Source organism: Ornithinibacter sp. (genome assembly GCF_035443565.1).
In the GTDB taxonomy this organism is placed as follows: domain Bacteria; phylum Actinomycetota; class Actinomycetes; order Actinomycetales; family Dermatophilaceae; genus Fodinibacter.
On sequence record NZ_DAORSO010000009.1, the window covers coordinates 7411 to 30066 of the forward strand.

General features: G+C 71.8%; 23 protein-coding genes. 7 read left to right on the forward strand and 16 right to left on the reverse strand.

What is annotated here, in order from left to right; all coding sequences use genetic code 11:
• From PLL68_RS02395 to PLL68_RS02460, 14 genes are all read right to left on the reverse strand, one after another.
• Nucleotides 1–1969: hypothetical protein (locus PLL68_RS02395; RefSeq protein WP_324531303.1), on the reverse strand; the 1969-nt coding region annotated here is incomplete at its 3' end.
• Nucleotides 1966–2400, reverse strand: coding sequence for a GPW/gp25 family protein (locus PLL68_RS02400; protein WP_324531304.1), 435 nt, complete (start codon nt 2398–2400; stop codon nt 1966–1968). The genes PLL68_RS02395 and PLL68_RS02400, both read right to left, overlap by 4 nt.
• Nucleotides 2397–2675: a PAAR domain-containing protein gene (locus tag PLL68_RS02405; RefSeq protein ID WP_324531307.1), complete on the reverse strand. Its 279-nt coding sequence runs from the start codon at nt 2673–2675 to the stop codon at nt 2397–2399. The genes PLL68_RS02400 and PLL68_RS02405 overlap by 4 nt, the downstream gene beginning before the upstream one ends.
• A 9-nt stretch (nt 2676–2684) precedes the next feature.
• Entirely contained in the window at nt 2685–4424 is a 1740-nt protein-coding gene (locus PLL68_RS02410) for a phage baseplate assembly protein V (RefSeq protein ID WP_324531309.1), read from the reverse strand.
• A gap of 16 nt (nt 4425–4440) precedes the next feature.
• On the reverse strand, nt 4441–5127 hold the full coding sequence (locus PLL68_RS02415) for a LysM peptidoglycan-binding domain-containing protein (RefSeq protein WP_324531311.1): 687 nt from the start codon (nt 5125–5127) through the stop codon (nt 4441–4443).
• Nucleotides 5124–5300 (reverse strand): hypothetical protein, encoded by a 177-nt coding sequence (locus PLL68_RS02420; RefSeq protein WP_324531313.1) that lies wholly within the window; start codon nt 5298–5300, stop codon nt 5124–5126. Before PLL68_RS02420 ends, PLL68_RS02415 begins: the two co-directional genes overlap by 4 nt.
• On the reverse strand, nt 5300–5764 hold the full coding sequence (locus tag PLL68_RS02425; RefSeq protein ID WP_324531315.1) for a phage tail protein: 465 nt from the start codon (nt 5762–5764) through the stop codon (nt 5300–5302). The genes PLL68_RS02420 and PLL68_RS02425 overlap by 1 nt, the downstream gene beginning before the upstream one ends.
• A gap of 4 nt (nt 5765–5768) precedes the next feature.
• The gene (locus tag PLL68_RS02430) at nt 5769–6197 is read right to left on the reverse strand and encodes a phage tail protein (RefSeq protein ID WP_159903176.1); all 429 of its coding nucleotides are present in this window, start codon (nt 6195–6197) and stop codon (nt 5769–5771) included.
• A 25-nt stretch (nt 6198–6222) separates the two neighbouring features.
• Nucleotides 6223–8820, reverse strand: a complete 2598-nt coding sequence (locus PLL68_RS02435) for a phage tail sheath subtilisin-like domain-containing protein (protein WP_324531317.1) — start codon at nt 8818–8820, stop codon at nt 6223–6225.
• A 17-nt stretch (nt 8821–8837) separates the two neighbouring features.
• Entirely contained in the window at nt 8838–9437 is a 600-nt protein-coding gene (locus tag PLL68_RS02440) for a hypothetical protein (protein WP_324531318.1), read from the reverse strand.
• Nucleotides 9434–9961 (reverse strand): Pvc16 family protein, encoded by a 528-nt coding sequence (locus PLL68_RS02445; RefSeq protein ID WP_324531320.1) that lies wholly within the window; start codon nt 9959–9961, stop codon nt 9434–9436. Before PLL68_RS02445 ends, PLL68_RS02440 begins: the two co-directional genes overlap by 4 nt.
• A gap of 8 nt (nt 9962–9969) precedes the next feature.
• Complete coding sequence (locus PLL68_RS02450; protein WP_324531322.1) at nt 9970–10182, reverse strand: hypothetical protein; 213 nt, start codon at nt 10180–10182, stop codon at nt 9970–9972.
• A 286-nt stretch (nt 10183–10468) separates the two neighbouring features.
• Nucleotides 10469–11407 carry a type IV toxin-antitoxin system AbiEi family antitoxin domain-containing protein gene (locus PLL68_RS02455; protein WP_324531324.1) on the reverse strand — a complete coding sequence of 313 codons (939 nt, stop codon included), beginning with the start codon at nt 11405–11407 and terminating at the stop codon, nt 10469–10471.
• A gap of 220 nt (nt 11408–11627) precedes the next feature.
• Complete coding sequence (locus tag PLL68_RS02460; protein WP_324531325.1) at nt 11628–12500, reverse strand: AfsR/SARP family transcriptional regulator; 873 nt, start codon at nt 12498–12500, stop codon at nt 11628–11630.
• 356 nt (nt 12501–12856) lie between these two features.
• Between PLL68_RS02460 and PLL68_RS02465 the strand changes: the two genes are divergently transcribed.
• Complete coding sequence (locus PLL68_RS02465) at nt 12857–14059, forward strand: cation:proton antiporter (RefSeq protein ID WP_324531327.1); 1203 nt, start codon at nt 12857–12859, stop codon at nt 14057–14059.
• A 4-nt stretch (nt 14060–14063) separates the two neighbouring features.
• On the opposite strand, the gene PLL68_RS02470 is transcribed toward PLL68_RS02465, so the two are convergent.
• Nucleotides 14064–15014 carry an alpha/beta hydrolase gene (locus PLL68_RS02470; protein WP_324531328.1) on the reverse strand — a complete coding sequence of 317 codons (951 nt, stop codon included), beginning with the start codon at nt 15012–15014 and terminating at the stop codon, nt 14064–14066.
• A gap of 142 nt (nt 15015–15156) precedes the next feature.
• Between PLL68_RS02470 and PLL68_RS02475 the strand changes: the two genes are divergently transcribed.
• The 6 genes from PLL68_RS02475 (at nt 15157) to PLL68_RS02500 (ending at nt 20486) form a co-directional block, all read left to right on the forward strand.
• The gene (locus PLL68_RS02475; protein WP_324531330.1) at nt 15157–16425 is read left to right on the forward strand and encodes a PP2C family protein-serine/threonine phosphatase; all 1269 of its coding nucleotides are present in this window, start codon (nt 15157–15159) and stop codon (nt 16423–16425) included.
• Between the two features lie 192 nt (nt 16426–16617).
• A complete protein-coding gene (locus tag PLL68_RS02480; protein WP_324531332.1) occupies nt 16618–17994 on the forward strand; it encodes an LVIVD repeat-containing protein in 1377 nt (458 codons plus the stop codon).
• Nucleotides 17995–17997: 3 nt separating this feature from the next.
• A complete protein-coding gene (locus tag PLL68_RS02485) occupies nt 17998–18657 on the forward strand; it encodes a hypothetical protein (RefSeq protein ID WP_324531334.1) in 660 nt (219 codons plus the stop codon).
• Nucleotides 18654–19127, forward strand: a complete 474-nt coding sequence (locus tag PLL68_RS02490) for a heme-degrading domain-containing protein (protein ID WP_324531337.1) — start codon at nt 18654–18656, stop codon at nt 19125–19127. The genes PLL68_RS02485 and PLL68_RS02490 overlap by 4 nt, the downstream gene beginning before the upstream one ends.
• Before the next feature lie 54 nt (nt 19128–19181).
• The gene (locus PLL68_RS02495) at nt 19182–19850 is read left to right on the forward strand and encodes an AIM24 family protein (RefSeq protein ID WP_324531339.1); all 669 of its coding nucleotides are present in this window, start codon (nt 19182–19184) and stop codon (nt 19848–19850) included.
• Between the two features lie 192 nt (nt 19851–20042).
• A complete protein-coding gene (locus PLL68_RS02500) occupies nt 20043–20486 on the forward strand; it encodes a DUF7144 family membrane protein (RefSeq protein WP_324531341.1) in 444 nt (147 codons plus the stop codon).
• On the opposite strand, the gene PLL68_RS02505 is transcribed toward PLL68_RS02500, so the two are convergent.
• A complete protein-coding gene (locus tag PLL68_RS02505; RefSeq protein ID WP_324531343.1) occupies nt 20446–22557 on the reverse strand; it encodes a phage holin family protein in 2112 nt (703 codons plus the stop codon). The two genes, PLL68_RS02500 and PLL68_RS02505, sit on opposite strands and share 41 nt — an antisense overlap.
• Nucleotides 22558–22656 lie beyond the last annotated feature (99 nt).

The following is a 22656-nucleotide window of genomic DNA, read 5'->3' on the forward strand; positions in this document are numbered from 1 at the left end:
CGAACCGGATCCAGCGCCCACTGGATGCCGTGACGTCGGAGCAGCCCGTCGCCCACCCCTGCGGCGCGACGAACCGCACCAGCCCGGCCTCGCGCAGGCCGTGGGTGCCGTCGGAGACGGCGAGCGCCTGCCAGGTGGCGCCGTCCCACCACTGCCAGTGGGCGGTGAGCGGGACGGTGGAGCCGCACGGCGCCGCGGAGTCGAGCACGAGGTGGACCGACACCGTCGACCCGGTCACCGACTCGGGCACCTCGAGACCCACGGCGACCATGCCGCAGTGCCCGAGGGCGTCGACGGCGCGCCGGAACGGGGCGAACTCGCCGGAGGACCGCACGGTGTGCCGCCACCCCGACCACGCCTCGACGCGCGTCGCCGCGACCGGGGTCGTCGTGTACGACAGGGTCAGCTGGTGGTACTTCGCGGCGACCGGAGCGGTCGGCATCGCGGGCACGGCGTCGGGGGTGCGCACGGCGATGGTCGCGAACGACGACACCTGTTGGAGGTAGTCGCTCCACCCGAAGTCGCCCGAGGCGAGGTAGGCGCGCACGTAGTGGCCGGGCTGGCCTGCGACGGCTGACGGCAGGGATGCCGGGGCGCCGGCCCCGACGACGGCGTTGCTCACGCCGCCGAAGGTCGAGCGGTGCGCGAACTCGTGCCACCCCGACTCCGCGAGCCGCTGCCACTCCAGTCGGGCCGAGGTCGCGGGGGCCGGGTCGGCCCACAGGTCGCCGACGTCGAAACCCACCTCGATCCTGCCAAGCCAGTTCGCCCGCGCCTCCCCGGCCGACGACGCCTTCCTCATCACCCGCACGGGGGTGTCGTCGGCGCCGGACCGTTCGGTGGCGTACCGGCGAGGCAGTGCCCGCAGGGCCGGCTCCTCGGCGAGCAGGTGGATGACGCGGTCCCACGAGGGCACCCCGCCGGAGGCCGCGACGGCGGTGCTGACGGTGATGCTGAGGGTGGCCAGGCTCTTGGCGAACGCCTCGTCGCTGCGCACGAAGAAGGCGTCCCCGGCCCGGGCGGTGGCGAGGAACGGCTCGAACTCCTTCGCGAGGTCCACCCGACCGTCGTTCGCGAACGCGGCATCCGGTGCCACCCCGGCGCGGGCGGTCACGGCCACCTGCACGTCGGTGAAACGCAGTCCCTCGGGGACCGGGGTGCGCGGGTCGATGACGCACTCGATCCACGGGTCGCCCCCGTCCGGGTCGACGCAGCCCCCGGTCATGGCGACGGTCACGACCCCCGGGGTGCTGCCGCCACCGGGGGTGCCGGACGACAGCGTGCCGTCGGGCAGCGGCCAGTGCCACGACGAGCCCGCGCGCAGGGCACTCACGTCACCCGCGCCGACGAACGTGATCGCGACCGTCAGGTCGCCCCCCGAGAAGGCCAGCGCCCCGGAGTGGATGCGCACCCGGTGCCCCGCCGGGGGCGCCACGAGTGCCTCCTCGGGCGTGGTAGGCGGGGCGATCGGGAAGTCGGGTGCGGACAGGGCCACGCCGGGGGTGCCGCTGGCCGGCCCGCCGGGCACGAGCACCCGCACCCCGGCCACCGTGGCCCCGTGCGCGGTGAGGGCGTCCAGGGTGCGGTAGCGCCGCTCGTCCCCCACGGCGTCCTTGCCGCCGCGCAGCACGGTCCCGACGGGGACGACCGCGGGAGCCGTCTTCGGGTCGACCGTCACCCGGGCGACCACGCGGTCGGGCACCACGGGCAACCTCGGCACCCCGAGCACCTCCTCCAGCCACGCCACGTGCAGGCGGCTGGGCAGGGTCGCGGCGTGGGCGTCGACCTGGCTGACCTCGTCGGCCAGCGCCGCGAGCAGCACCCGGTCGGGGTCGGTGGGGCGCGAGAGATCGTGTCCGTCCGGGCCGGCCCGGAACAGCGCGTCCCGCCACGAGAGATCACCGTCGTAGGTGGCCAGCCGAGCGGCATCCGCCATCGCAGCGATCACCTCGGCACGAGTACGCGTCATGACTGCCCCCCGGCGTAGTACGGGATCACCAGGGACTCGGTGCGGCGGTGCCGGTCGATCCGGAAGTCCACCGTCACGTCGATCCGCTCCTGCGCGGCACCCGCGGGCTCGGCGTGCACCCGGTCGACGATGACCCGCGGCTCCCCCACGACGAGGGCGCGGCGCACGTCGTCGGCGAGGCGGTGGCACACGGCGGGCGTGCGCGGCTCGAAGACGTAGCGATCGGCGTCCGCCCCGAACTCCGGGCGCATGACGCGGCTGCCGATCAGGGTGCGCACGTGCAGTTCCAGGGCGTCGATCACGTGCTCGTACCCGTCGTTGGTGCTCAGGCGGGCGGGGGTCGGCGGGCCGCCGGGCTCGTCGTCGACGGGCCCCCACGTCGGGGGGAAGGCCCAACCGGTGCCCACCTGGGGGTACTCGTTCGTGCTCATCCGAGCACCACCGTCGGCAGGCCCACCGCGACCGAGGCACCGCACGCGCAGCTGTCACCGGCGCGCAGGGCAGGCCTGCCCTGGATGAGGACCGTGGCCGACCCGGCGACGAACGGCGTCGACGGCGGGTGCGGGGGTGGCGAGGGGATGACGCAGGCGTGCATGTCGCCGACGACCGCGGCCGGCATCCCCCCGATGACGACGGTGGGCACACCGGGGCCGACCACGGTTCCGCCGTGGATGCTCTGGTCCCCCACCCGGGCTGCGGCTGGCACGTCGTCCTCCTAGTTGATGTTCACGAGGGCACCCTTGAGCCCGAGCGGGCCGGATGCCGTGAGGTCGAAGGTCGCGGAGCTCTCGAGCTTCGAGGGGGCGGTGGCCTTGCCCTCGAAGGTCATCGCGTCGATGCCGACCGTGCCCGAGGCGGCCTTGAGGGTGATGTCACCTTGGGCGGCGGTGATGGTGATGCCGTCCGCGGACACCTCGAGCGCGTTGCCGGAGTCCTTGTGGGTGAGGGCGATCCGGCCGTCCTGGTCGTCGATGACCACCTCGTGGCCCTGGCCGGAGGTGAGCGCGATGCGGGGGGCGTCGCCGTCATCGAAGGTCAGCCGGTGGCCGCCGGGGGTGACGAGCACGCGCAGCGTGTTCGCGTCGGGGTCGATGTCCTCGGGGGGCTTGGCTGCGCCGCTGAAGAGCTGCCCCAGCACGACGGGAGCGGCACCCTCACCGTCGATGAACCCGACGACGACCTCGGCGCCGACGTTCGGCACGACGACGGTGCCGTAGCCGTCACCCGCGTCGAGGGTGGCCAGCCGCGCCCACACGCCGTTCCCGCCGTCGGTTCGCCACGGCATCCGCACGCGTACCCGCAGGGTCTTCTGCGGGTCGTCGAGGGAGTCGACCACCCCGATGGTGAGCCCGCCCTCGCGCGGCGCGACGCCGGGGAGGGCCATGGGTGGCACGAGGGCGGGTGGCCGGCCGACCTGCACCTCGGTGCGGTACCCCTGCGCGGAGAGGTGGTGGCGCACGGCCGTGAGGTAGTGCGGCCCGGACATGCGGGTGCCCACCCCGGTGAGGCTCACCCAGGAGTCGCAGCGCAGGGTCGGGTCACCGAGGACGACCCCGCGGCCGTGCAGGTGGGCCAGGGCGGCGTCGCGTTGGCGGCCGACAGCTCGGGCGTCGGCCGCGTCGGCGGCGGTCTCGGCGGCGCTCTCGTCGCGGGCCGAGCGCAACGGCCACGACGTCGTCCCGACGGCGGCGGCGTGGTCGCTGCGGTCACCGGTGTCGATCGCGGCCGCGCTGGACGACTGCTCGGACTCCACCGTCTCCAGGGCAGCCGGGTCCCACCCGACGCCGGTCGCCGTGTCGATGGCGTGGGTCAGGTCGTCGGTGAGGTGCAGCTCGACGAGGGATCGGGTGTACTCGAACTCGGGAGGGTTCTCGGTCTGTGCCGGGGGGCGCATGACCAGGGTGGTTCCGCGCACGTAGAGCACCCAACCGAGCCGCTGCGCACGGGCGAGCAGGAAGTCCCAGTCGCTGACCCGGTCGGAGACGACCGCCTCGCGGGTGACTCCGACCTCGGCGTCGGTGGTGAGGTCGTAGTCGGCGGCGACGGCCGAGGCGACGTCCGCGTCGGACACGTCGGCGAGCACGCGCGAGCGGGGCGGGTGGGCCAACAGGATCGAGCGGCTGCGCGCCTCGACCCGCAGCACGGGGCGGCCGCCGGAGAAGTGGGCGGTCAGGGCCGTGACGACGCCCTCGAACACGGGCTTGAGCGCGGCGTGGTAGCCCAGCGACACCCCGATCGCGGCACCGGGGACGAACGGGCCCTTGTCGCTGTGGCGGACCGCGCGAACGTCGGCGTCCCAGTTCTGGACGAGCAGGGTGCAGCGCCCGTGCTTGCCGACCTCCTCGTGGACGTCGACCTCGATGACGTCGGCCTCGACGAGCGGCTCGAGGGCCCTGTCGTCGACGGTGACCTCGACCTCGGGCCGATCCGGCTGGGCCTGCTGGCTGGGGCTCATCGCGGCCCTCCCCCGGTCATCGCCGGCCCCCGGTCCGGGCTGCGACCGGCGGCAGCACGAGCACGGTGCCGGGCCGCAGGAAGCGCGGGTTGGTCAGGTGGTTGGCCGCCGCGAGCGGGCGCCAGTACCGCGCGTCGCCGTAGACCCGGTGGGCGATGGCGTCGAGCCGCTCGCCGTCCCGCACGAGCCACGTCTGGAACAGGTCGGGTGACTCGGGTCGGTCCTGGGCCTGCACCTCCTGCGGCGAGAGCGCCTCCTTCAGGGCGAGCTTCACGGTGGCCCGCAGCGGCTCCCCCGCACGGTCGAACAGCTTGTAGGTGACGTCGACCTGGGTGAGGATCCCGCGGAAGCTGAACCGGCCCCAGTGCGCGTGCACGTAGTACGGCTGGTGGGTGTCGCCCTGGAAGGTCGTCAGCCCGACGAGCTCGTCGAGGGTCGGGCCGATGCTGCCGGGGTCACCGACGACGCCCGTGCCGTCGAGCAGCAGGTCGATCGAGACCTGGTCGGGCTCACCGCCCGAGAAGGACTGCTGGGGGGCTGACGTCCCGGCGGACTGGGTCGCCTCGTAGCGGTTCTTGCGACTGAAGGCGAGCTCGGTGGGGTTGAGCAGGGCGGTCCAGCTGATGCCGGCCGGCGTCCGGAACTCCAGGTCGGTGTACGCGTCGATGGTCAGCTTCGTCAGGGCCGTGGCGGTGGCGCTCATCGGTCCCACTCCCGTCGCAGCGTCTCCAGGACCCGCTCGGTGGCCCGCCGCACGACGAGCTCGACCTGCGCGTCGTCGACGATGGCGGATGCCGGTGCGCTCGCGGTCTCGCTGGCGGCTGCGGTCTGCGCCACCACCGTCTCGGTGACCACCTCGCCGATGACGACGGCCATCACGCCACCACCGACCGCAGCTCGAGCCCGTGGTGGGCGATCTCGAGCGACTCGACGCCGACCGCGCTGGCCTGCGCGTCGAGATCCGGGCCGGTCAGCTTGGCCGGCCAGCCGCGGGTGAAGGACCACACCCGCACCGGCACGAGGGCGCCGTCGACCGTCGAGAGCAGGCTCACCGTGCCGTCGCGGGGGGCCACGAGACCGGTGACGTGGAACTCGGCGAACCAGTCCCAGAGCTCACGGGTGGGCCCGACACCCTGGGTGAGCACGAGGTTCGGGAACGAGGCCCGACTCGGGAAGCGGTGCGCGAACCGGTTCTCGCCACCCTCCTGGTACTCCTCGACCGACACCTCGCCCGCGAGCCCCGCGCACTTGCTGAAGCTCACCGAGCGCAGACCGTCGATGGCCAGCACGAAGCGAGCCGTCGTGAACGGCAGGACCGCGGGAGAGGTGTCGGGAAGCATCGGCTCAGGCCACCTCGACCTCGATGCCCTCACAGGCGAACTCGACCGACTCGATGGCGACGTCGGTGCCGGTGGACTTCAGGCTGGGACCCTCGATCTTGACCGGCCAGGCCTCCTTGATCTTCCAGGTCATCACCGGGTTGCGTTCCTCGTTGAGCAGGCTCACGGTGACCGAGCGCCGCGCCACGGTGCCGGCGGCGATGGAGTTGTACCAGTCGAAGAGCCCGTTGCCCGCCTCGGCGGGGGCGATGCCCCGCTTGAGGGTGACGTTGGAGAACTTCTTCAGCCCCGGCATCTTGCGGGTGCTGAGCTGGGGGTCGGCCCCGCCGCGGTACTCGACGACCTCGGCCTCGACCGTCAGGCCGCTGACCTCGGAGAAGCTCGAGGTGTTCTGGGAGTCGCCCCAGCTCACGGCGAAGTGCAGTGCTGTCATGGGATACACGTCATGCTCCTTCTGGTCACTCGGACAGGCGCTTGTGGCTGAAGCGGAAGACCACGAACTCGGCCGGTTTGGCCGGGGCGATGGCCACTTCGGTGATGACCAGGCCGACGTCGATGTCGGTCTCGGTCATCGTCTCCCCGAGCCCGACCCGCACCCGATAGGCCTCCTCGGGCCGGGTACCGGCGAGCGCTCCGGCCCGCCACTGCTGGTCCAGGAAGTTCTCGACGGAGACCTTGATGCGGATCCACGTCGTCGCCGTGTTCGGCTCGAAGACCACCCACTGCGTCGAGCGGTCGACGCTCGTCTCGATCATCGAGAACAGCCGGCGCACGTTGACGTAACGCCAGGTCACGTCGTCGGTGGCGTTGCGCGCCCCCCAGATCCGCGTGCCGCGTCCGGGGAAGGAGCGGATGAGGTTGACGGCGTTCGGGTTGAGCAGGTCCTGGCGACGCTGGCTGTACTGCTCGGACAACCCGACGATGCCGTTGACGCGCTCGTTACCGGGCGCCTTGTGGACTCCGCGCTCGCGGTCGGTGCGGGCGAAGACCCCGGCGACGAACCCGGAGGGCGGCACCATGGTGAACCGGTCCGGTGCGTCGGGGTCGATCGTCACGATCTTCAGGAACGGCGCGTAGGCCGCCGCGTAGGTGGAGCTGAGGGTGGCGTTGCGCCAGTCGACGAGCGCCTTGTCCCGCTGGTAGTCGGCGATGCTCGACAGGTCGGGGCCGTCGATGATGGCGAAGCGCCGGAACTGCTCGCAGTGGCGCACGACCTTGCCGATGAGATCCGCCTGCAGCAGCGGGTCCTGGACCTTCACCGAGTCCGGGGCGATGACCATGGCCGGCTCGTCGACGGTCTCGAGCTTCTCGAGGGCACTGACGTAGTGCTGGTTGGTCGCCGGCTGGTCGACGCCGTCCTGGGTCTGGGTGGCTCCCGACGGCATGGTCGCGAGGCTGATGGCCGGCGCCCCGGCCGCCCGGGCCGCGAGCCGGACGTGACCGGAGATGCCGTTCACGACCCCGTCCTTGGCGAAGTACCGCGGGTGCGACGGGTGCAGGGCCAGACCGGCGAAGGTCTCGACGGTTGCCCCGTCGTCGTCCACGCCCAGGGTGAAGCGGGCGGGGAAGGCGGTCGTCGGGGCCACACCGATGAGGGCGAACCTGCCGGCGTCACCGCCGGTCTCGCCGGCGAGCGTCGTGGTCTCGGCAAAGTCGAGCACGTACACGTCGCCGTCGACCGGGGACACCGCAGTGATCCGGAAGGTCTTCGTGCCGGAGAAGGCGACGAAGTCACCGACCTCGGGGGCGACCGGGCAGCGGACGACGACCCCGAGCGACGCATCACTGGGCAGCACGAACGTCGCGCTCGTGTACGTCGGCCCGAAGGCGTCGCCACCACGGGTGCCGTCGGCGTTGGTCGACCCGGCGCCGGTGCGGGCGACGGTCGTCGTCGCCGTGCCGTTGCTCAGGCTGAGGGTCGTGCCGACGGGCAGGAAGGAGTAGCGGGCGAGCACCTCGGCCACGTCGGCCGGGGCGAACGACGTGGATGCCGTGTACGTCGCCACCCGGACCTGCGCCTCCGCCGTGATCGGGCCCGGGGGCACGTCACCGCCTCCGGCCACCGCGAAGGTCGTTCCGGTCCACGTCGCCGAGCCGCCACCGGGGAGGGTGACCCGGGCGTTGTCGAGCTGGCTGTCGGCGTTGCGCGGGCCGGCGTCGGCGACGTCCCACTGGATCCTGCTCAGCGGCAACGTCCCTCCGGTGTTACCGGTGGTGCGTCCGGTGAAGGTCGTGCGCCGTCGGGCGAAGCCGGCCGCGGTGACCGCGGCGCCGAGCGGCGCGGCCAGGGTCACCGTCATCGTCGGCCCGTCCTGGTCGACCGCGGAGACGAGGGCACTGACCTGCGACCCGTCCGGCCGCTGGATGACCAACAGGTCGTGGGCCCGCACCCCGGACCCGGCGGCGAAGATCAGGGTGGTGGGCGCGGCGACGGTCGTGAGGGCGACGGCATCCCCGGCGGCGAGGGTGATGCTCGCCCCGGTGTTGTTCACGCCGATCGACGTCGCGGACACGGCGGTGACCGTCGCGGCGCTCGTCGCGGTGCGGGAGGTGAGGAGCACGGCATCCCCGACCGCGAGCCCACCGCTCGCCACCACCGGGACGGTGGCGGCGCCGACCGCTGCAGTGACCGGGCCGGACACGGTCGCGCGGGCCATCGTCCCGAGACCGCCCGAGCCGTCGGGCGAGATGCGCAGGGACACGGTGTTGGCCCACGAACCGGGGCTGGCCGCCGTGGCGAGGAAGCTCGTCGCTGGGGTTCCCTGGCTGTCGCGCACGGTCCACTCGGCGGCGGTCGACGGGTCGACGCGGACGATCCACGCCGCGGGGCCGCCGTTCTCGAAGAAGCCGAACACCGACTCGGCGCACACTCCCCTCGAAGTGGCCGGGCCGAACACGCGGACGTAGTCCGACCAGCTCGTGACCCGGGTCGGACTGAGAACGGGGCCCTTGCGGGTCGTGCCGAGCACGGCGACGACACTGGTCGATGCGGCGGCGATCGGTTGCGGCCCCGACGGGACCTCCTCGATGTACACCCCGGGTGACTGGTAGCTCACGGTTGCCTCCTTGGCGATCAGGTCGGGTCGACCACGTGGATTCGGGTGTCGGCGCGCGTGACGTCCACGGCGACCTTGCGCACGCTCTGTCCGTCGACCCGCAGGTCGCCGGGGTGGTGGTCGGCGGTCCAGGTGCGGGCCGTCGAGCGGTAGGTGCCGGGGGTGGCGGTCTCCGGCAGGGCGATGGTGGTTCCTGAGGTGCCGCGGACGGCGACGGTGCGGCCGGTGCTGGGCGCGGTGCCGCCCTGGCCGGTGAGGACGACGGTGAGGGCCATCGGCGCCGGGGTGACGGGCACCTCGATCTCGGGTGCGCCGAGGGCGACGCGGATCGAGTTCGGCGGCTGGTCCGCAGCTGGTGCCGGCAGGGCCAGGAGGTCGGCGAGTGCCCCGTCGAGGACGACCACGTCGAGGGTGGTGGGCGCAGGGCGCGCCGCGCTCCCGGCATCCGAGGTCGTCGCGGTGACGATGACGTCCGGGCCGACCACCCGCGCGACCCACCCCAGGGCCAGCGGTGCGGGGGCCACGGCGAGGGGGGCGATCGGTTGGCCGGTGGTGGCGTGGACGAGCCGGATGCGGTGGCGCAGCTCGGTGGTCGTGGTTCCCAGGGTGATGGTCATGCGAGCACCTCGTAGCCGACCCGGTGGGTGCGCACCCGACCGGCGCCCTCGCGCTCGATGACCTCGACCGGGGCGACGTCGACCTCGTAGAACAGGGCCAGTCGTCCGGGGCGGCCGAGGGTCGACCAGATCTGGTTGCGTTCCTCCGCGGTCGGGCTGAGCAGTCGCACGGTGACGCTGTCGACCGCGGTGGACAGCGGGGGCTGGAGCATCGAGCGGCCGATGATCGGGGTCGTGTGGAAGACCTGCACGATGCGGGCGATCTTGGTCTGGGCTTCGTCGTGCGCGCCGAACACGGTCACGAGGTAGTGCAGGCGCAGCGCGAGGGGTGCGCGCACGAGGCCCGCGGCCCGTTCGACGAGGGGACGGTTCACCAGGTGCGGGTGCGGCGCGACGGCGAGCAGGGCCAGGGCGGCCTTGGTGGTGTCGGGGCCGGTGTCGGCCGAGTTGAGCGAGTGCAGCACCACCCAGTCGCCGAGGTCGGGTGTGTTCTGGTGAATGACGTCGACCAGGGCCTCGCTCACCGCGCGGATCATGACCGCTCCCAGCGGCGGTGCGTGATGCCGCCGTCGTCGAGGCTGCGGTCGAGCACCGCCTCGATCTCGGCGATCGAGCCGACGAAGGTCGTGTCGTCGGTGGTCATGTCACGAACCCGGGCCCGCAGGATGCGCGGCAGCCCGTCGACCGCTCGCGGCTCGGCCCAGACGTCGAGCAGGAACCTGCGTCGCCATGCGCTCACCGCCATCCGCGTCTCCCTCTGTGTGGCGGCCCACGTTTCCGCGGTGGTGTCACGGTGGCGTCGTGGCGTCAGGGTGGGGCAGTCACGGGGGCGTCACGGTCGTCTCGGCACTGTCGAACGCAGAAGTTCGGACCCGACGCACCACTTCGGATCGCACGCAGCAGTTCAAATCGCACGCAGCTATTACCGGACACCATCCGAACTTCCGCGTCCCCGTCGAGGTTCTGCGCGGCATCCGAACTCCCGCGTCAGCGAGCGGATGCCGTCGCGCTGGTGGGTGGATGCCGTCGCGTCAGCGAGCGGATGCCGTCGCGATGCGGCGGTTGAGCGCCCGTCGGCGCGCCTCGCGGATGCGTCGGGCCACGTCCGCGGGCTGGCCGAGGTCTGACCAGACGAGACGGACCACCTCGTAACCGCAGTCGACGATGCGCGACTCGCGAGCCTTCTCGGCAGCCAGTGCGGCCCGGCCGTCCTGACCGCCGTACTTGACCAGCCCGTCGAACTCGACGACGACCAGGTCCTCGACGAGGAAGTCGACCCGGCCCACGAAGCCCTGTGCGTTGGTGATGGGGTGCTGGCTGACCACGCTGAAGCCGAGGTCACGCAGGAGGAAGCGGGTCCTGGTCTCGCCGACCGATTCACAGGTCGCGTCGGTGAGCTCGATCGCTCGGATGACGGCGTCGCGGCGCTCCTCGGGCAGCAGGTCGGCGGCTGCCCGGAGCTGTTCCGTGGTGACCCGCTCGTCGTGCAGGGCGTCGTCCATCGAGCACACGGCTGCGATCGTCCCGGAGCCGGCCACCATCTGGCACAGCGCAATCGGCAGGCGCACGACCCTGTGGATGCCGGTGGTCGCCACCCCCAGCCCCGCGCCGGGGTGGGTGCGAAGGCCGCTGCGGACGCGTGGTGACTTCACCTTGGTGATGACATCGACGACGGAGAGGTCGACTCCGTGGGTGTCGACGCCGTACATGAGCACCGATGCGTGGTGGCTCGCGGCATCGAGGGTCGGCCGGGTCCGCAGGATCGCCATGGTGCGCAGGCGGTACCGCTCCTCGGGGTTCCCGGCATCGTGGAGCTCACGCAGGACGTAGGCACCGCGACGCACGCGCACCAGTTCTCCGGACCGCACGAGGGCGTCGAGCGCGATGGCCGAGACGTGCACGCGTGCGGCATCGCGGGAGGAGACCACTCCCCCCTGGGCTGCCACAACCACCGCCAGTCGCTCATCCATCGCACCACCGTGCCTCGGTGAGAGGTCTCCCGCCACGGCAAACCCGGCATCTGTGGACAACTCCAACGCAGCAGTTCAGATCGCACGCAGCAATTACCGGACGGCATCCGAAGTGGTGCGTCCCCGCCGAGGTGCGAGCGCGGCATCCGAACTCCTGCGTCCCCGCCGAGGTGCGAGCGCGGCATCCGAACCTCCCCGCCCCCGCAGACGCGAGCACGGCTCAGGTCAGGTGGCCCAGGTGGTCCAGTGCACGGTCGATGACGAGCGAGAGCCGCCCGAGGTCCCGACGGGCCGCCTCGAGGTCGCCGACCAGCGCCAGCACGGTCGGGTCGGTCGAGGGGCCCCGCCCCCGGCGCAGCCGCGCGTAGAGCGCGACCGTCTCGGGCATGGGGTCCGCTCCCAGCTCCTCGACGAGCAGCCGGCGACACCGTTCGAACTGCCGCTCCACGAGATCCTCGCGCCCGGCCGCACCGTAGGCCGCCATGAGGTGACGGTGCAGGTCCTCGCGCAGCGGCTCGATCGCGAGCGCCAGCTCCCCGTACTTCCCGACCGCGCCGAGCTCTCCCCGTGCGCCGTAGTGGATCAGCAGGTAGTCCAGCGCGGTGAGGTAGAGGTTCTCGAGCCGGGTGCGGTCGCCGAGGACCCACTCGTCGTGACACGACTCCAGGAGCAGGCCACGGTGCAGACTGACCGCCCGCTCGAGGCGGGCCACGGCGTCGTCGTCCAGGCTCTCGGCACGGGTGTCCAGCACGGGTCGCACCAGCGCCTCGAACTCGACCGAGTCGATGGCCAGGCCGACCTGCGGGCTGAGCGTCAGTCGCTCGGTGCCAGCCTCCACGAGGTCGTACCCGGTGACGGCCCGCACCTCCGTGCGCAACCGCCACACCGCGGTGCTCAGTCGACGCCTGCCGACTCCCACCGGCGAATCGGCGAAGAGCTGGGTCGCGGCGACCTCGCGGTTGCGTCCCTCGGCGGGGCCGAGGGCCAGGTACGCGGCGACCATCGCCGCACCGGGCGAGATGGCGACGGGGCCCGCGGTACAGGAGAGCGCAGGAGTCCCGAAGAGGTTGAGAGACAGCAGGTCACGACTCATCGCGGACCTCTCGAACAGCCGGGGAATCCACCATCGACGCTAGGGCACGCCGGTGCGGCTGCCAAGGGCCGAACGGGCCACTCCCGAGCATCGCGCGCCTCCTGGTTGCCGCGAACGGGTGTCCGCGGTCGTCGGTCCCTGCAGGGGTGAGGAGCAGCCCAAGCCCGCCCTGATACCCACGCTTCTCCATACCCACGGGGCTCGCGATCTGTCCCACCCACGCGTTCCCCCGTCACGGGTGACGCGTCCAGCGAGCGCCGGGGGTCGACTGTGGTGGTGACCAACCTGCCGCAGACGCTCGGCCCCAACCCCGACCCGGCCCACCGAGTCGGCTCGGTGTCGACGGGGGGTGGCGCATGGACGTGAAGGCCCTCGTGGTCGTCAGCGCGGTGCTCTTCGGGTGGGGACTGCTCTCCGCCCGGGCCCGCCGTGCCGGCCTCACGCCACCGATCGTGTTCGTGGGCGTCGGCGGCCTCCTCGCGTGGAGCGGGTTGGTCAACGGCGTGGAAGCCGTGGAGGAGCTGACGCCCCTCGTCGAGGTCACGCTCGTGTGGGTGCTCTTCTCGGATGCCGCCCGGCTGCGCCTGGCGCAGGTACGTCGTGACCTCGGTGCCTACGGTCGACTCCTCGGCGTCGGCCTTCCCCTGACGATCCTGCTCGGGTGGGGTCTGGCGGCCTGGCTCTTCCCTGACATCGGCGTCTGGTTCGCCCTGTTCATCGGTGCCGCACTGGCGCCGACGGATGCCGCACTCGGCCTGCCGGTGGTGACCAACCCCGCCGTTCCGCGTCGGATCCGCGAGCTGATCACCGTCGAGAGCGGGCTCAACGACGGTATTGCCACGCCCGTGGTGATGTTCGCCATCGCGGGCGCTGCCGCCGCCATCGGCCTCGAGGCCGACCACAGCAGCCTCGCTCCCGCCGTGCAGCTGCTCCTCGGTGCCGTCGTCGGCTCCGGCGTGGGCGCCCTCGGCGGGTGGTTGCTGCGCAACGCCCGTCGACGGGGCAGCGCCGCCGAGGAGTTCATCGGCATCGCGGTGCTGGCCCTGGCCGTTCTCGCCTACGTCGCCGCGGTGGCGATCGGCGCCAACGGGTTCGTGGCCGCCTTCTGCGGGGGCCTGGCCTTCGGGGCCTGCGCCGGCCGCCGAGGCCCTGCGGAACTGGAGTACCTCGAGCAGACCGGCACCCTCGTCTCCCTGCTCGTCTGGTTGACGTTCGGGGTGGTCGCGATCCCGATCATGCTCGAGCGGCTGAGCGCCCTCACGGTTCTCTACGCCGTCCTCAGCCTCACGGTGGTTCGGATGCTGCCCGTCGCGCTGGCCCTGGTCGGTGCCCGACTGGGCCGCGAGAGCGTGGTGTTCGTCGGCTGGTTCGGCCCACGCGGCCTTGCCTCGCTCGTGTTCGCCCTGCTCGGCCTCGAGGCGCTCGGCGGCGCCGCCGACGAGGCGGTGGCGGTGATCGCCACGACGGTGTTGCTCAGCGTCGTGGCCCACGGTCTGACCGCTGCACCACTCGCCACCCGCTACGGTCGGCAGGCGGAGAAGAGCCCGGTCGAGCCCTGACCGATCAGGCCAGGGCGCGCCTCAGGGCATCCATCCGCAGCGCACGGATGCGGCGCGACAGGGCGGCGTCCGGCGCGAACGTCTCGCTCGCGTGGTACGCGCCGGGGTGGATGTGCAGCTCACACGGAACGCCGGTCTGCATGAGTCGCTGCGCGAAGGCGATGTCCTCGTCGCGAAACAGGTCGGCCGTCCCGACGTCGATGAAGGCCGGTGGCAGCCCGGACAGGTCCTGCGCCCTGGCAGGTGCGGCGTACTGGTCGGCCTCGTTCCCGCCGAGGTACCAGCCCCAGGCCTCGAGGTTCGCGTCCCGGTCCCAGATGCCCACGTCGGTGATCTCCATCGAGGATGCCGTGGTGTTCGTGTCGTCGATCATCGGGTAGATCGGCATCATGAAGCTCAGGCGAGGCCCGCTCCGGTCTCGCGCGAGCAGCGCGGTGCCGATGGCGAGCCCGCCGCCGGCGCTGCCGCCGTAGATCGCGACCCGCTCTGGGTCGATGCCGAGCTCGTCGGCGTGCTCGGCCATCCAGACCAGCCCGGCATAGCAGTCCTCGACCGGCGCCGGATGCGGGTGCTCGGGTGCGAGCCGGTACTCGACGGACACGACGACGGCCTTGACCTCGTCGCAGACGAGGGTGGCGGTGGCGTCCTCGCCGGCGACGGTGCCGAGCACCATCCCGCCACCGTGGATGAAGTAGATCCCCGGCAGCGGGCCGTCGAGCCCCACTGGTCGGTAGATCCGCACCGAGATGTCCGGCTCACCCTCCGGCCCGGGGACGGCGCGGTCCTGCGTGACCACGTTCGGGTTCTCGGGTGCCGGCATCGCCGCGAGCATCTGCTCCACCGTGGCTCGACGGGCGACGATGTCAGGAACCGCGTTGAATCCGCCGGGCAGGAACTGGAGCAGCTGGTCGAGCGGGGCCTGCGACTCGGGGTCGAGCCTGACGGAGCTGGACATGGGAACCCTTTCCTCAACGGTCGACACTGACCCCCGCCGGGGCGGGAGGTGACCATCGTGGACCGGGAGGGTCGGTCACGTCGAGGGTCGGATCGTCCTCGTCGAGGGTTGGCCGGCCGCGGGCTGCGCTAGGTTGCCTGTCGTGAGCGAGGTGGACCCGGCCGGAGCATCGTCCGTGGACATGGCCCGGGCTGAGCGCGCCCTCGACGACCTGCTCGACCTGGGCGGGGTCGCAGCACCCCACGAGCTCCCGCGCCTCGTCGACGACACCGCGCTCGCGCTGGGCGCTGTCGCGGCCGTCATCCACCTCGTCGACCTCCAGCAGGTCGCCCTCACCCCCTTCCCCGAGCCCGGGCACCCACCTGTGACGGAGCTCCCCGCCCCGCTCGTCATCGACTCGACGATCGCCGGTCGGGTCTACCAGCACGACGAGGTCATCGTGCAGACCACGTCGGATGCCGGTGCACCGGTCACCGTGTGGCTGCCGTTGCGCGATGGTGCGGACCGTCTGGGGGTGCTGGCGGTGGCGCTGCAGGAGCCGTCGCTCGTCGAGGATGCCGACTCCCCCACCTCCCGCCTGCTGCGCCGACTCGCCGCCATCACGAGCGACCTCATCGCCCAGCGCTCGCGGTACGGCGACAGCATCATCGCCGCGACCCGCACCACCGAGGTCACGCTCGCGGCGGAGATCCAGTGGGGCCTGCTCCCGCCGCTGACGTTCGAGTCCACGCAGGTGGCGGTTGCGGGGTTGCTCGAGCCGGCCTATGACGTCGCGGGTGACTCGATCGACTACGCGGTGGACCCCGGGGTCATCCACCTCGCCATCTTCGACGGCATGGGCCACGGGCTGCGCAGCGCGCAGCTCGCCATCCTCGCGGTATCGGCCTACCGCAACGCCCGCCGCAGCGGGCACTCCCTGACGGCAACGGCATCCGACGTCGACGAGGCCGTCGAGGCGGGTTTCGGCGGCGAGGCGTACACCACCTCGGTCCTGGCCCAGCTCGACACCGACACCGGCTACCTCACCTGGGTCAACGCCGGCCACCCCGAGCCGCTCCTGCTGCGCGGCGGTGCGCTCGTGCGCAGCCTGCACGCCGGCCCCGACCTGCCCTTCGGCATCGGCCTTCGCGTGGGCGACGCCCCCTACGAGGTCGGGTCCGAGCAGCTCCAGCCCGGCGACCACGTGCTGTTCTACACCGACGGTGTGGTCGAGGGGCACGCCCCCGGCGGCGAGCAGTTCGGCGTCGAGCGGCTCGTCGACCTGCTCGCCCGCAACGTCGCGGACAACCTGTCCGCAGCGGAGTCGATGCGCCGCGTCGGGCGGGCCCTGGTCGCCCACCACGCGGCCCATCTCGCCGACGACGCGTCGATCCTGCTCGTGCACTGGCCCGGCCCGGGGGGCGACGCGTGACCGCTGCGACGACCATGACGGAAGTTGTCCGACACTTTGTTGCACGGAAAACCCTTTTGCGCGCCGCCCGGCAATAGTGTTCGCGCACCGTCCCACACCCAGGACGGTTCCCTTGTGTGTGAAAGGACGAGAATGCCTCTGCATGCAACACCCCAACCGGGGCGGTCAGCACTGCGGCGCAGCGTGATCACCATGGCTGCCGCGGCAGCCATGGTGGCGCTGCCCACCGTTGCCTACGCCTGTACCGACGACTTCAAGCACGAGATGGAGATGGCGGCCGCGCGTGAGCAGGCAGCCACCGGCAAGGCGGCCAAGGCTGCAGCCGTCGCCGAGGGCGAGATGGTCACCACGGCCCCGACCGGCGCGTTCGACAACGTGGAGTTCATCGGGCAGCTGCCCGAGGCCGTCGGCGCCACCGCGATCAACTTCATCGACTACGGCTCGAAGAAGAAGGTCATGTTCGTGACCGGCCGCTTCGGCCTGAAGTCGTACGACGTGTCCAACCCCGAGAAGCCCGTCGCGCTCGACTCCATCGACATGCCGGGCTTCTGGCAGAACGAGGACATGGACGTCGACCCGAACCGCAAGCTCGTGTACATGGCACGCGACCCGCGGGCCTTCGGCCAGAACCAGGCGACCGGTGAGTCCGGCGTCTACATCGTCAACGCCAAGGACCCGAGCAAGCTCGAGGTGCTCAGCTACACCGTGGTCCCCGCCGGCCACACGACGACGTGCATCAACGACTGCCAGTACCTGTGGTCCGGCGGTCCGCGGCCGGCCGACTGGCAGCCCGAGGACTGGGAGGGCCGTCCGATCTTCGTGGTCGACGTCCGCAACCCCAAGAAGCCGAAGGTGTCCGAGCAGCCGGTTGACCTCGGCCGCAACGACGGCGTCACCGACTACGCGCACGACGTCCAGATCGACGAGGCCGGCGTGGCCTGGGTCTCGGGTGCCGGTGGCATCCGCGGCTACTGGACCAAGGGCCGTCAGTGGGACCCGGTGCAGAAGAAGTACCGCGTCGCGACCGCGTTCGACCCGGTCCCGTACGCCGGTGGCAAGTTCTACCAGTCCAACCAGGAGACGTGGGGTGGGTCGCTGGCCCACAACATGGCGCGTCCCCTCGAGGCCCTCGGTGACCACGAGGCCGGCTCGCTGGCCCTGGTGACCATCGAGAACTTCACCTCCACGTGTGAGACCGACGGGCGCCTGCTCATCGTCGACCTCGCGGACAGCCGGGAAGGACAGGCCTGGAGCTCGACTCCCGAGGACCCGTACCGACTGCCGGTCGTCTCGGAGTGGAGCCCGTTCGGCAAGCCCGGCAGCCTGCCCAACGCCGGCTGCTCGGCGCACTACTTCCAGCTGCGTGACGGAGTGCTGGCCCAGTCCTACTACGGTCAGGGCACCCACTTCATCGACGTGAGCGACCCCGAGAACCCCGAGCAGGTCGGCTACTTCCGTGCCGACGGCGGGTCGAACTGGGCGCCGTACTGGAACGGTGACGTCATGTACATCGCCGACGGTCGCCGTGGCGTGGACATCGTTCGTCCGATCATCCCCGCGAAGGGCTGATCGATGACCCGAGCCGTGAGGCCGTCCCGACTGCTTGCGGCTCGGGTCGTCGCCGTCGTTCTCGCGGTGGGGGTGTCGGTGTCAGCGTGCACCGACGCCCCCACCGCGGGCGACGCGGCATCCGGCGGTCATGACGCAGCCGGCCACGGCGCGTCAGCGAGCCCGTCACCCGGCGAGTCCGCAGGCCACGAGCACGGCGCGGAAGAGGAACCCGCAGCCGCCACGACGGGCCCGCCACGCCCCGCCGACCCCGCGTTGGGCTGCGGCACGACGGTGCAGCCCGACGGCGAACAGGTGACCCGCTACTGCAACGAGGGGTTGGCGACGTTCATCGTCGCCGATGGCGAGGGCACCGATGTCAAGGGTGCCTCGTGCGAGCAGCGTGGCGTGATCTTCCTCGCCCACTTCGGCGCGAACTACTCCGACGAGGCCTCGGGTCGCGGGGAGTACCTCGGCCTGGCCCTGGAGGACATGCCGGCCAAGGAGGGCCGCGCCTCCATCTACGCGCTGGAGATGACGTTGGCCGGATACCGGCAGTCACTGTCCAAGGCCACCGTCGACGTGACCCGTAAGGGCGACGTCGTCGACTTCCACCTCGTCGGCGCCCTCGCCGATGGTCGCGACGTCTCCGTCACCGCGAGCTGTCACACCCACAAGGCATGACGCCCCTCCCCCTGCCGTCGATCGCCTCGCTCGAGCAGGAGGAGCGCGACCTCGTCCTGCCCCGGTTCACCCACGACGAGGTGTGGCTGCTCGGCTCGCGCCTGGCCGAGCGCGCCCGCCGCGAGATCCTGCCGGTGATGATCGACATCCGGCGCCCCGGGAGCATCCTCTTCCGGGCCGCGATGTCGGGCACGACCGCCGACCAGGACAGCTGGGTCGAGCGCAAGTCCGCGACGGCCTTCCGCTTCGAGGCGAGCACCCTGCTCGTCGGGTTGCGCCTCGAGGCCGACGGACGTGATCCGTTCACGGACGGATGGTTGGATGCCGTGCGCTACACCCTCGCCGGAGGTGCGGTCCCGATCCGGGTCGCCGGCGCCGGGGTCGTCGCGGTCGCCACGGTCTCCGGGCTGTCCTCCCAGGACGACCACGCGCTCGTCGTCGAGGGTTTGCGCGGGCTCTCCACCGGCTGAGAGCCGGGCCTGCCCCACGGGGCGGCGGCGGAGCGCGCGGCTAGGGTGACAGGCATGCGCGGAGGACTCCTCACCAAGTCAGAGCGGTCCGGCGAGCCCGGCCGCTTCATGCTCCAGAACGAGCGGATGCTCAAGGTCGACCTGGCCGGCACGGGCGGGTTCTTCTACGCCCGCCAGGGCTCGATGGTGACCTACCAGGGGTCGGTCGACTTCGCCTACGAGGGGGCGGGCGGGATCGGGAAGATGTTCAAGAAGGCCCTGACCGGTGAGGGCATGTCGCTGATGAAGGTCTCCGGCAGTGGCGACGTGTTCCTGGCCCAGGATGCCGACGAGATCTTCATCCTCGAGCTCGAGGACGAGGCCGTCACGGTCAACGGCCGAGCGGTCCTCGCATTCGAGAGCAGCCTGACGTGGGACATCAACCGCGTCGAGGGCGCCTCGATGATGAGCGGCGGCCTGTTCAACACCACCTTCACCGGCCGCGGCATGATCGCCGTCGTCACCCACGGCACCCCGGTGGTGCTCCAGGTCGACGAGCCCACCTACGTCGACATGCAGGCAGCGGTGCTGTGGTCGGCCGGTCTGCAGTCCTCGATCCGCAAGACCGCCAAGCTCGGAGCCGTCATCGGCCGCGGCTCGGGCGAGGCCTACCAGCTTGCGCTGCAGGGTCACGGCGTCGTCGTCGTCCAGGCGTCCGAGGGCCACCCGATCCCTCAGGGGTAGGGCCCGGCCCAGCGCGCACCGAACCCGGTGCGGCACCGCTCGAGGTACGGGTACGTCCAGTACGTCGCCGACGTCGGGCACCTCGCTCGACACTCAACGCCGCGACGCGCGAGTCATCCGGTTGGGGTGAGGCTGGCTCATCCGGCGATCCGTAGGTTGGACAGACCGTTCCATCGACCGGAGGGAGCAGCCGTGTCCGATCTTGCCAAGCGTCAGGCGATCGTCGAGGGACCCAAGGCACAGTGGGCCGCAGGACTCACCCTGTTCGCGGGCGTCATGCTGTTCTGGGCGGGGATCGTCGAGTTCTTCCAGGGCTTGTCCGCGGTCCTCGGTGACGACGTCTTCGTGAGCGCACCCAGCTACGTGTTCTCGCTCGACCTCACGACGTGGGGATGGATCCACCTGCTCATCGCGGTAGCGGCCATGGTGGTCGGCGGTGCGGTCATCACCCATCGCACCTGGGGACTGGTCGCGGGTCTCGTCATCGCCGTCGTCGTCGCCGTGGCGAACTTCCTGTTCATCCCCCGGTCCCCGTCGTGGCCGCTGGCCGCGATCGGGTTCAGCGTCGCCACGATCTGGGCGCTGGCCGAGGTGATCAGCCAGAACCGTCGGCTGGCCGCCCTTCCCGACGTGTGACCTCGTAGGCCCGCGGTCGACCCTCGGGCAGGTCCGTGCGCTGACCCAGGTGCTCCAGCCACGCGACGAGCTGGCGGTGCACGGCATCCGCGCCGACGAGTCGCTCCGGCGGGCTGGGCAGGTCGCTGGGCCAGACGATCAACGCGCGGTCCTGCCAGCCCCCGAGACCGCCGTGGCACCCGACGAGGCCCTCGAATGCCGCAACCTCGCCGGTCGAGTCGTCGAGCAGGCTGTTGACCGCGATGTCCGGGGCCTCGGGCATCGACGACGCCCGCAGGAGGAACGCGGCCGCCTCGGGGCGGAACGGCGTCAACGGGTCCGTGCCGACGACGACACCGTCGCGCAGCCGGTGCTCCCCCGACGGCCCGATCGCCACCGGCCCGTCGTCGGTCGCCACGACGACGAACGAGACCCCCTCGTGCCCTGTCAGCCCGGGCAGCAGGGCCGGCCAGCGCCGCTCGATCTCGTCGCGGGTGAGGCGGTGCGACTCGCCCCCGGCGTAGACCAAACCCAGGTTGCCGGAGCCGAAGACGAGAACTGAGTCCGAGGCTGCGGCCATCGCGGCCTGGGCCTGCGCCTCCTCGGCCTCGGCCTGCTCCGCGTTCCCCGCGCTGCCGGCACGCAACGCCTGGGCCACCAGTGCCGGCTGGTCCCCGGTCATGGCCCCCACCTGAGCCGACCCCTCGGTGTTGACCTCGGTCCCGGCGACGATCGTTCCCGACAACCGGGAGACGAGGTCGGACAGGCTCTCGCCGTACCGGTCGGCGAACACCTCGCCCTGCGACTGCCCGTGGTCGGAGAGCACGACGATTCGGTAGTCGCGCGGGGCGGCCTCGGCGACCTGCTCAAGGCGACCCAGCACGGCATCCAGACCCACGAGCGCGTCCAGCGACTCGGGCCTCATGATGCCGGCGTGGTGGGCGACCGCGTCGTAGTCGACGTAGTCGACGTAGTCGACGTAGATGCTGCGCGCCCCGGCGGCCAGGGCCTCGCCGACCATGATGGTGTTGAAGTCGCGCAGCACGCCGTTCAGGGCCCCGCGCTCGCCCGCGAACCCCCAGCCTCGGTGCACGCGCGGCCGCATGTCCTGACGAACCTGGCGGCGGGCCTGGAGCCGCTCGCGTGCCAGCTCGCTGACGGTGCGCACCACGCCACGGACGAAGCCGTCGGGCCTCATGAGGTAGGTGTTGAACAGGCGCCGCCCGTCCCGGTCCTCCTTCAGGGAGCCGATGCGGCTCATCGTGGCGAACGCCTGGGGTGCGTCGCCGCTGAACAAGTTGCTCACGGACACGCCGCCGTCGACCAGGAGCCCGAGACCGTCGGAGTGCAGCGCCTCGATGTCGGCGGCATCCGCCGGCTTGTTCGCGACGAAGACCCGACCGGTCGCTCGGTCGACCCACCGAAAAGCGGGGATGCCGTCCGTCGTGCCGTGCAGGATCCCCATCTGGCTCGCGGGTGTCGTCGCCGGCAGCGTGGGGGTCCACTCCGCGAACTCGTGGCTGCCGCTGCGGATCCATCGCGACAACGTGGGCATGGTGCCGGCGAGGACCCCCCACTGCAGAACCGGGAACGGCACGCCGTCGAGCTGGACGAACAGGATGCCGGTCACCTCCGGGTCCGCGACCGGGTCGGCCCTTCGAGCCCGACGCACGAGGTCGACGAACACGGCGTCGTTGGTCCCGGCCGTCATGATCCAGGTGGCCGAGGTCGTGAAGACCGCGACGATCCACGTGGCCCAGAACGCCGTCCAGAACGAGTCCACGCGCACCCCGGGCACGACCGACAGGGCGAGGTAGGCCAAGGCCGCCTGGCCGAGGAGCGCGAGGGCGAGAGCACCCAGCCAACCCAACGGCGTGGCGATCGCGGCGAGGAGCGGACGCACCACCAGCCCGGCGAGCGCCATCACGATCGCGACGAGGGCGATGGGCAGCAGCCCGTCGAACCCGAGGCCGGGCAAGAGCAACCCGGCCAGAGCGAGCCCGAGGACGCTCACGACGAACGAGACGCCCGAGCGGGCGAGATCGGTGCGGTCCAGCCGCGGTTGCCCGGCCCTGCCCATGACGTCCTCCATATTTCGGTGCTTGGGGGCAAGCCTCGCAGCGACAGCCCACAGGGGCACCACCCGCCCCGAGTGAGCGGGTAACCCGCGACGGGTGACGCAACCGTGCCG

Excerpts from the sequence above, each read along its gene's own strand:
- PLL68_RS02440 (WP_324531318.1), bottom strand. The coding sequence starts at position 9,437 with ATGACCATCACCCTGGGAACCACGACCACCGAGCTGCGCCACCGCATC.
- PLL68_RS02460 (WP_324531325.1), bottom strand. The coding sequence starts at position 12,500 with ATGAGTCGTGACCTGCTGTCTCTCAACCTCTTCGGGACTCCTGCGCTC.
- PLL68_RS02470 (WP_324531328.1), bottom strand. The coding sequence starts at position 15,014 with ATGTCCAGCTCCGTCAGGCTCGACCCCGAGTCGCAGGCCCCGCTCGAC.
- PLL68_RS02425 (WP_324531315.1), bottom strand. The coding sequence starts at position 5,764 with ATGCTTCCCGACACCTCTCCCGCGGTCCTGCCGTTCACGACGGCTCGC.
- PLL68_RS02465 (WP_324531327.1), top strand. The coding sequence starts at position 12,857 with ATGGACGTGAAGGCCCTCGTGGTCGTCAGCGCGGTGCTCTTCGGGTGG.
- PLL68_RS02450 (WP_324531322.1), bottom strand. The coding sequence starts at position 10,182 with ATGGCGGTGAGCGCATGGCGACGCAGGTTCCTGCTCGACGTCTGGGCC.
- PLL68_RS02495 (WP_324531339.1), top strand. The coding sequence starts at position 19,182 with ATGCGCGGAGGACTCCTCACCAAGTCAGAGCGGTCCGGCGAGCCCGGC.
- PLL68_RS02455 (WP_324531324.1), bottom strand. The coding sequence starts at position 11,407 with ATGGATGAGCGACTGGCGGTGGTTGTGGCAGCCCAGGGGGGAGTGGTC.
- PLL68_RS02480 (WP_324531332.1), top strand. The coding sequence starts at position 16,618 with ATGGCTGCCGCGGCAGCCATGGTGGCGCTGCCCACCGTTGCCTACGCC.
- PLL68_RS02400 (WP_324531304.1), bottom strand. The coding sequence starts at position 2,400 with ATGAGCACGAACGAGTACCCCCAGGTGGGCACCGGTTGGGCCTTCCCC.
- PLL68_RS02420 (WP_324531313.1), bottom strand. The coding sequence starts at position 5,300 with ATGGCCGTCGTCATCGGCGAGGTGGTCACCGAGACGGTGGTGGCGCAG.
- PLL68_RS02490 (WP_324531337.1), top strand. The coding sequence starts at position 18,654 with ATGACGCCCCTCCCCCTGCCGTCGATCGCCTCGCTCGAGCAGGAGGAG.
- PLL68_RS02505 (WP_324531343.1), bottom strand. The coding sequence starts at position 22,557 with ATGGAGGACGTCATGGGCAGGGCCGGGCAACCGCGGCTGGACCGCACC.
- PLL68_RS02485 (WP_324531334.1), top strand. The coding sequence starts at position 17,998 with ATGACCCGAGCCGTGAGGCCGTCCCGACTGCTTGCGGCTCGGGTCGTC.
- PLL68_RS02415 (WP_324531311.1), bottom strand. The coding sequence starts at position 5,127 with ATGAGCGCCACCGCCACGGCCCTGACGAAGCTGACCATCGACGCGTAC.
- PLL68_RS02410 (WP_324531309.1), bottom strand. The coding sequence starts at position 4,424 with ATGAGCCCCAGCCAGCAGGCCCAGCCGGATCGGCCCGAGGTCGAGGTC.
- PLL68_RS02430 (WP_159903176.1), bottom strand. The coding sequence starts at position 6,197 with ATGACAGCACTGCACTTCGCCGTGAGCTGGGGCGACTCCCAGAACACC.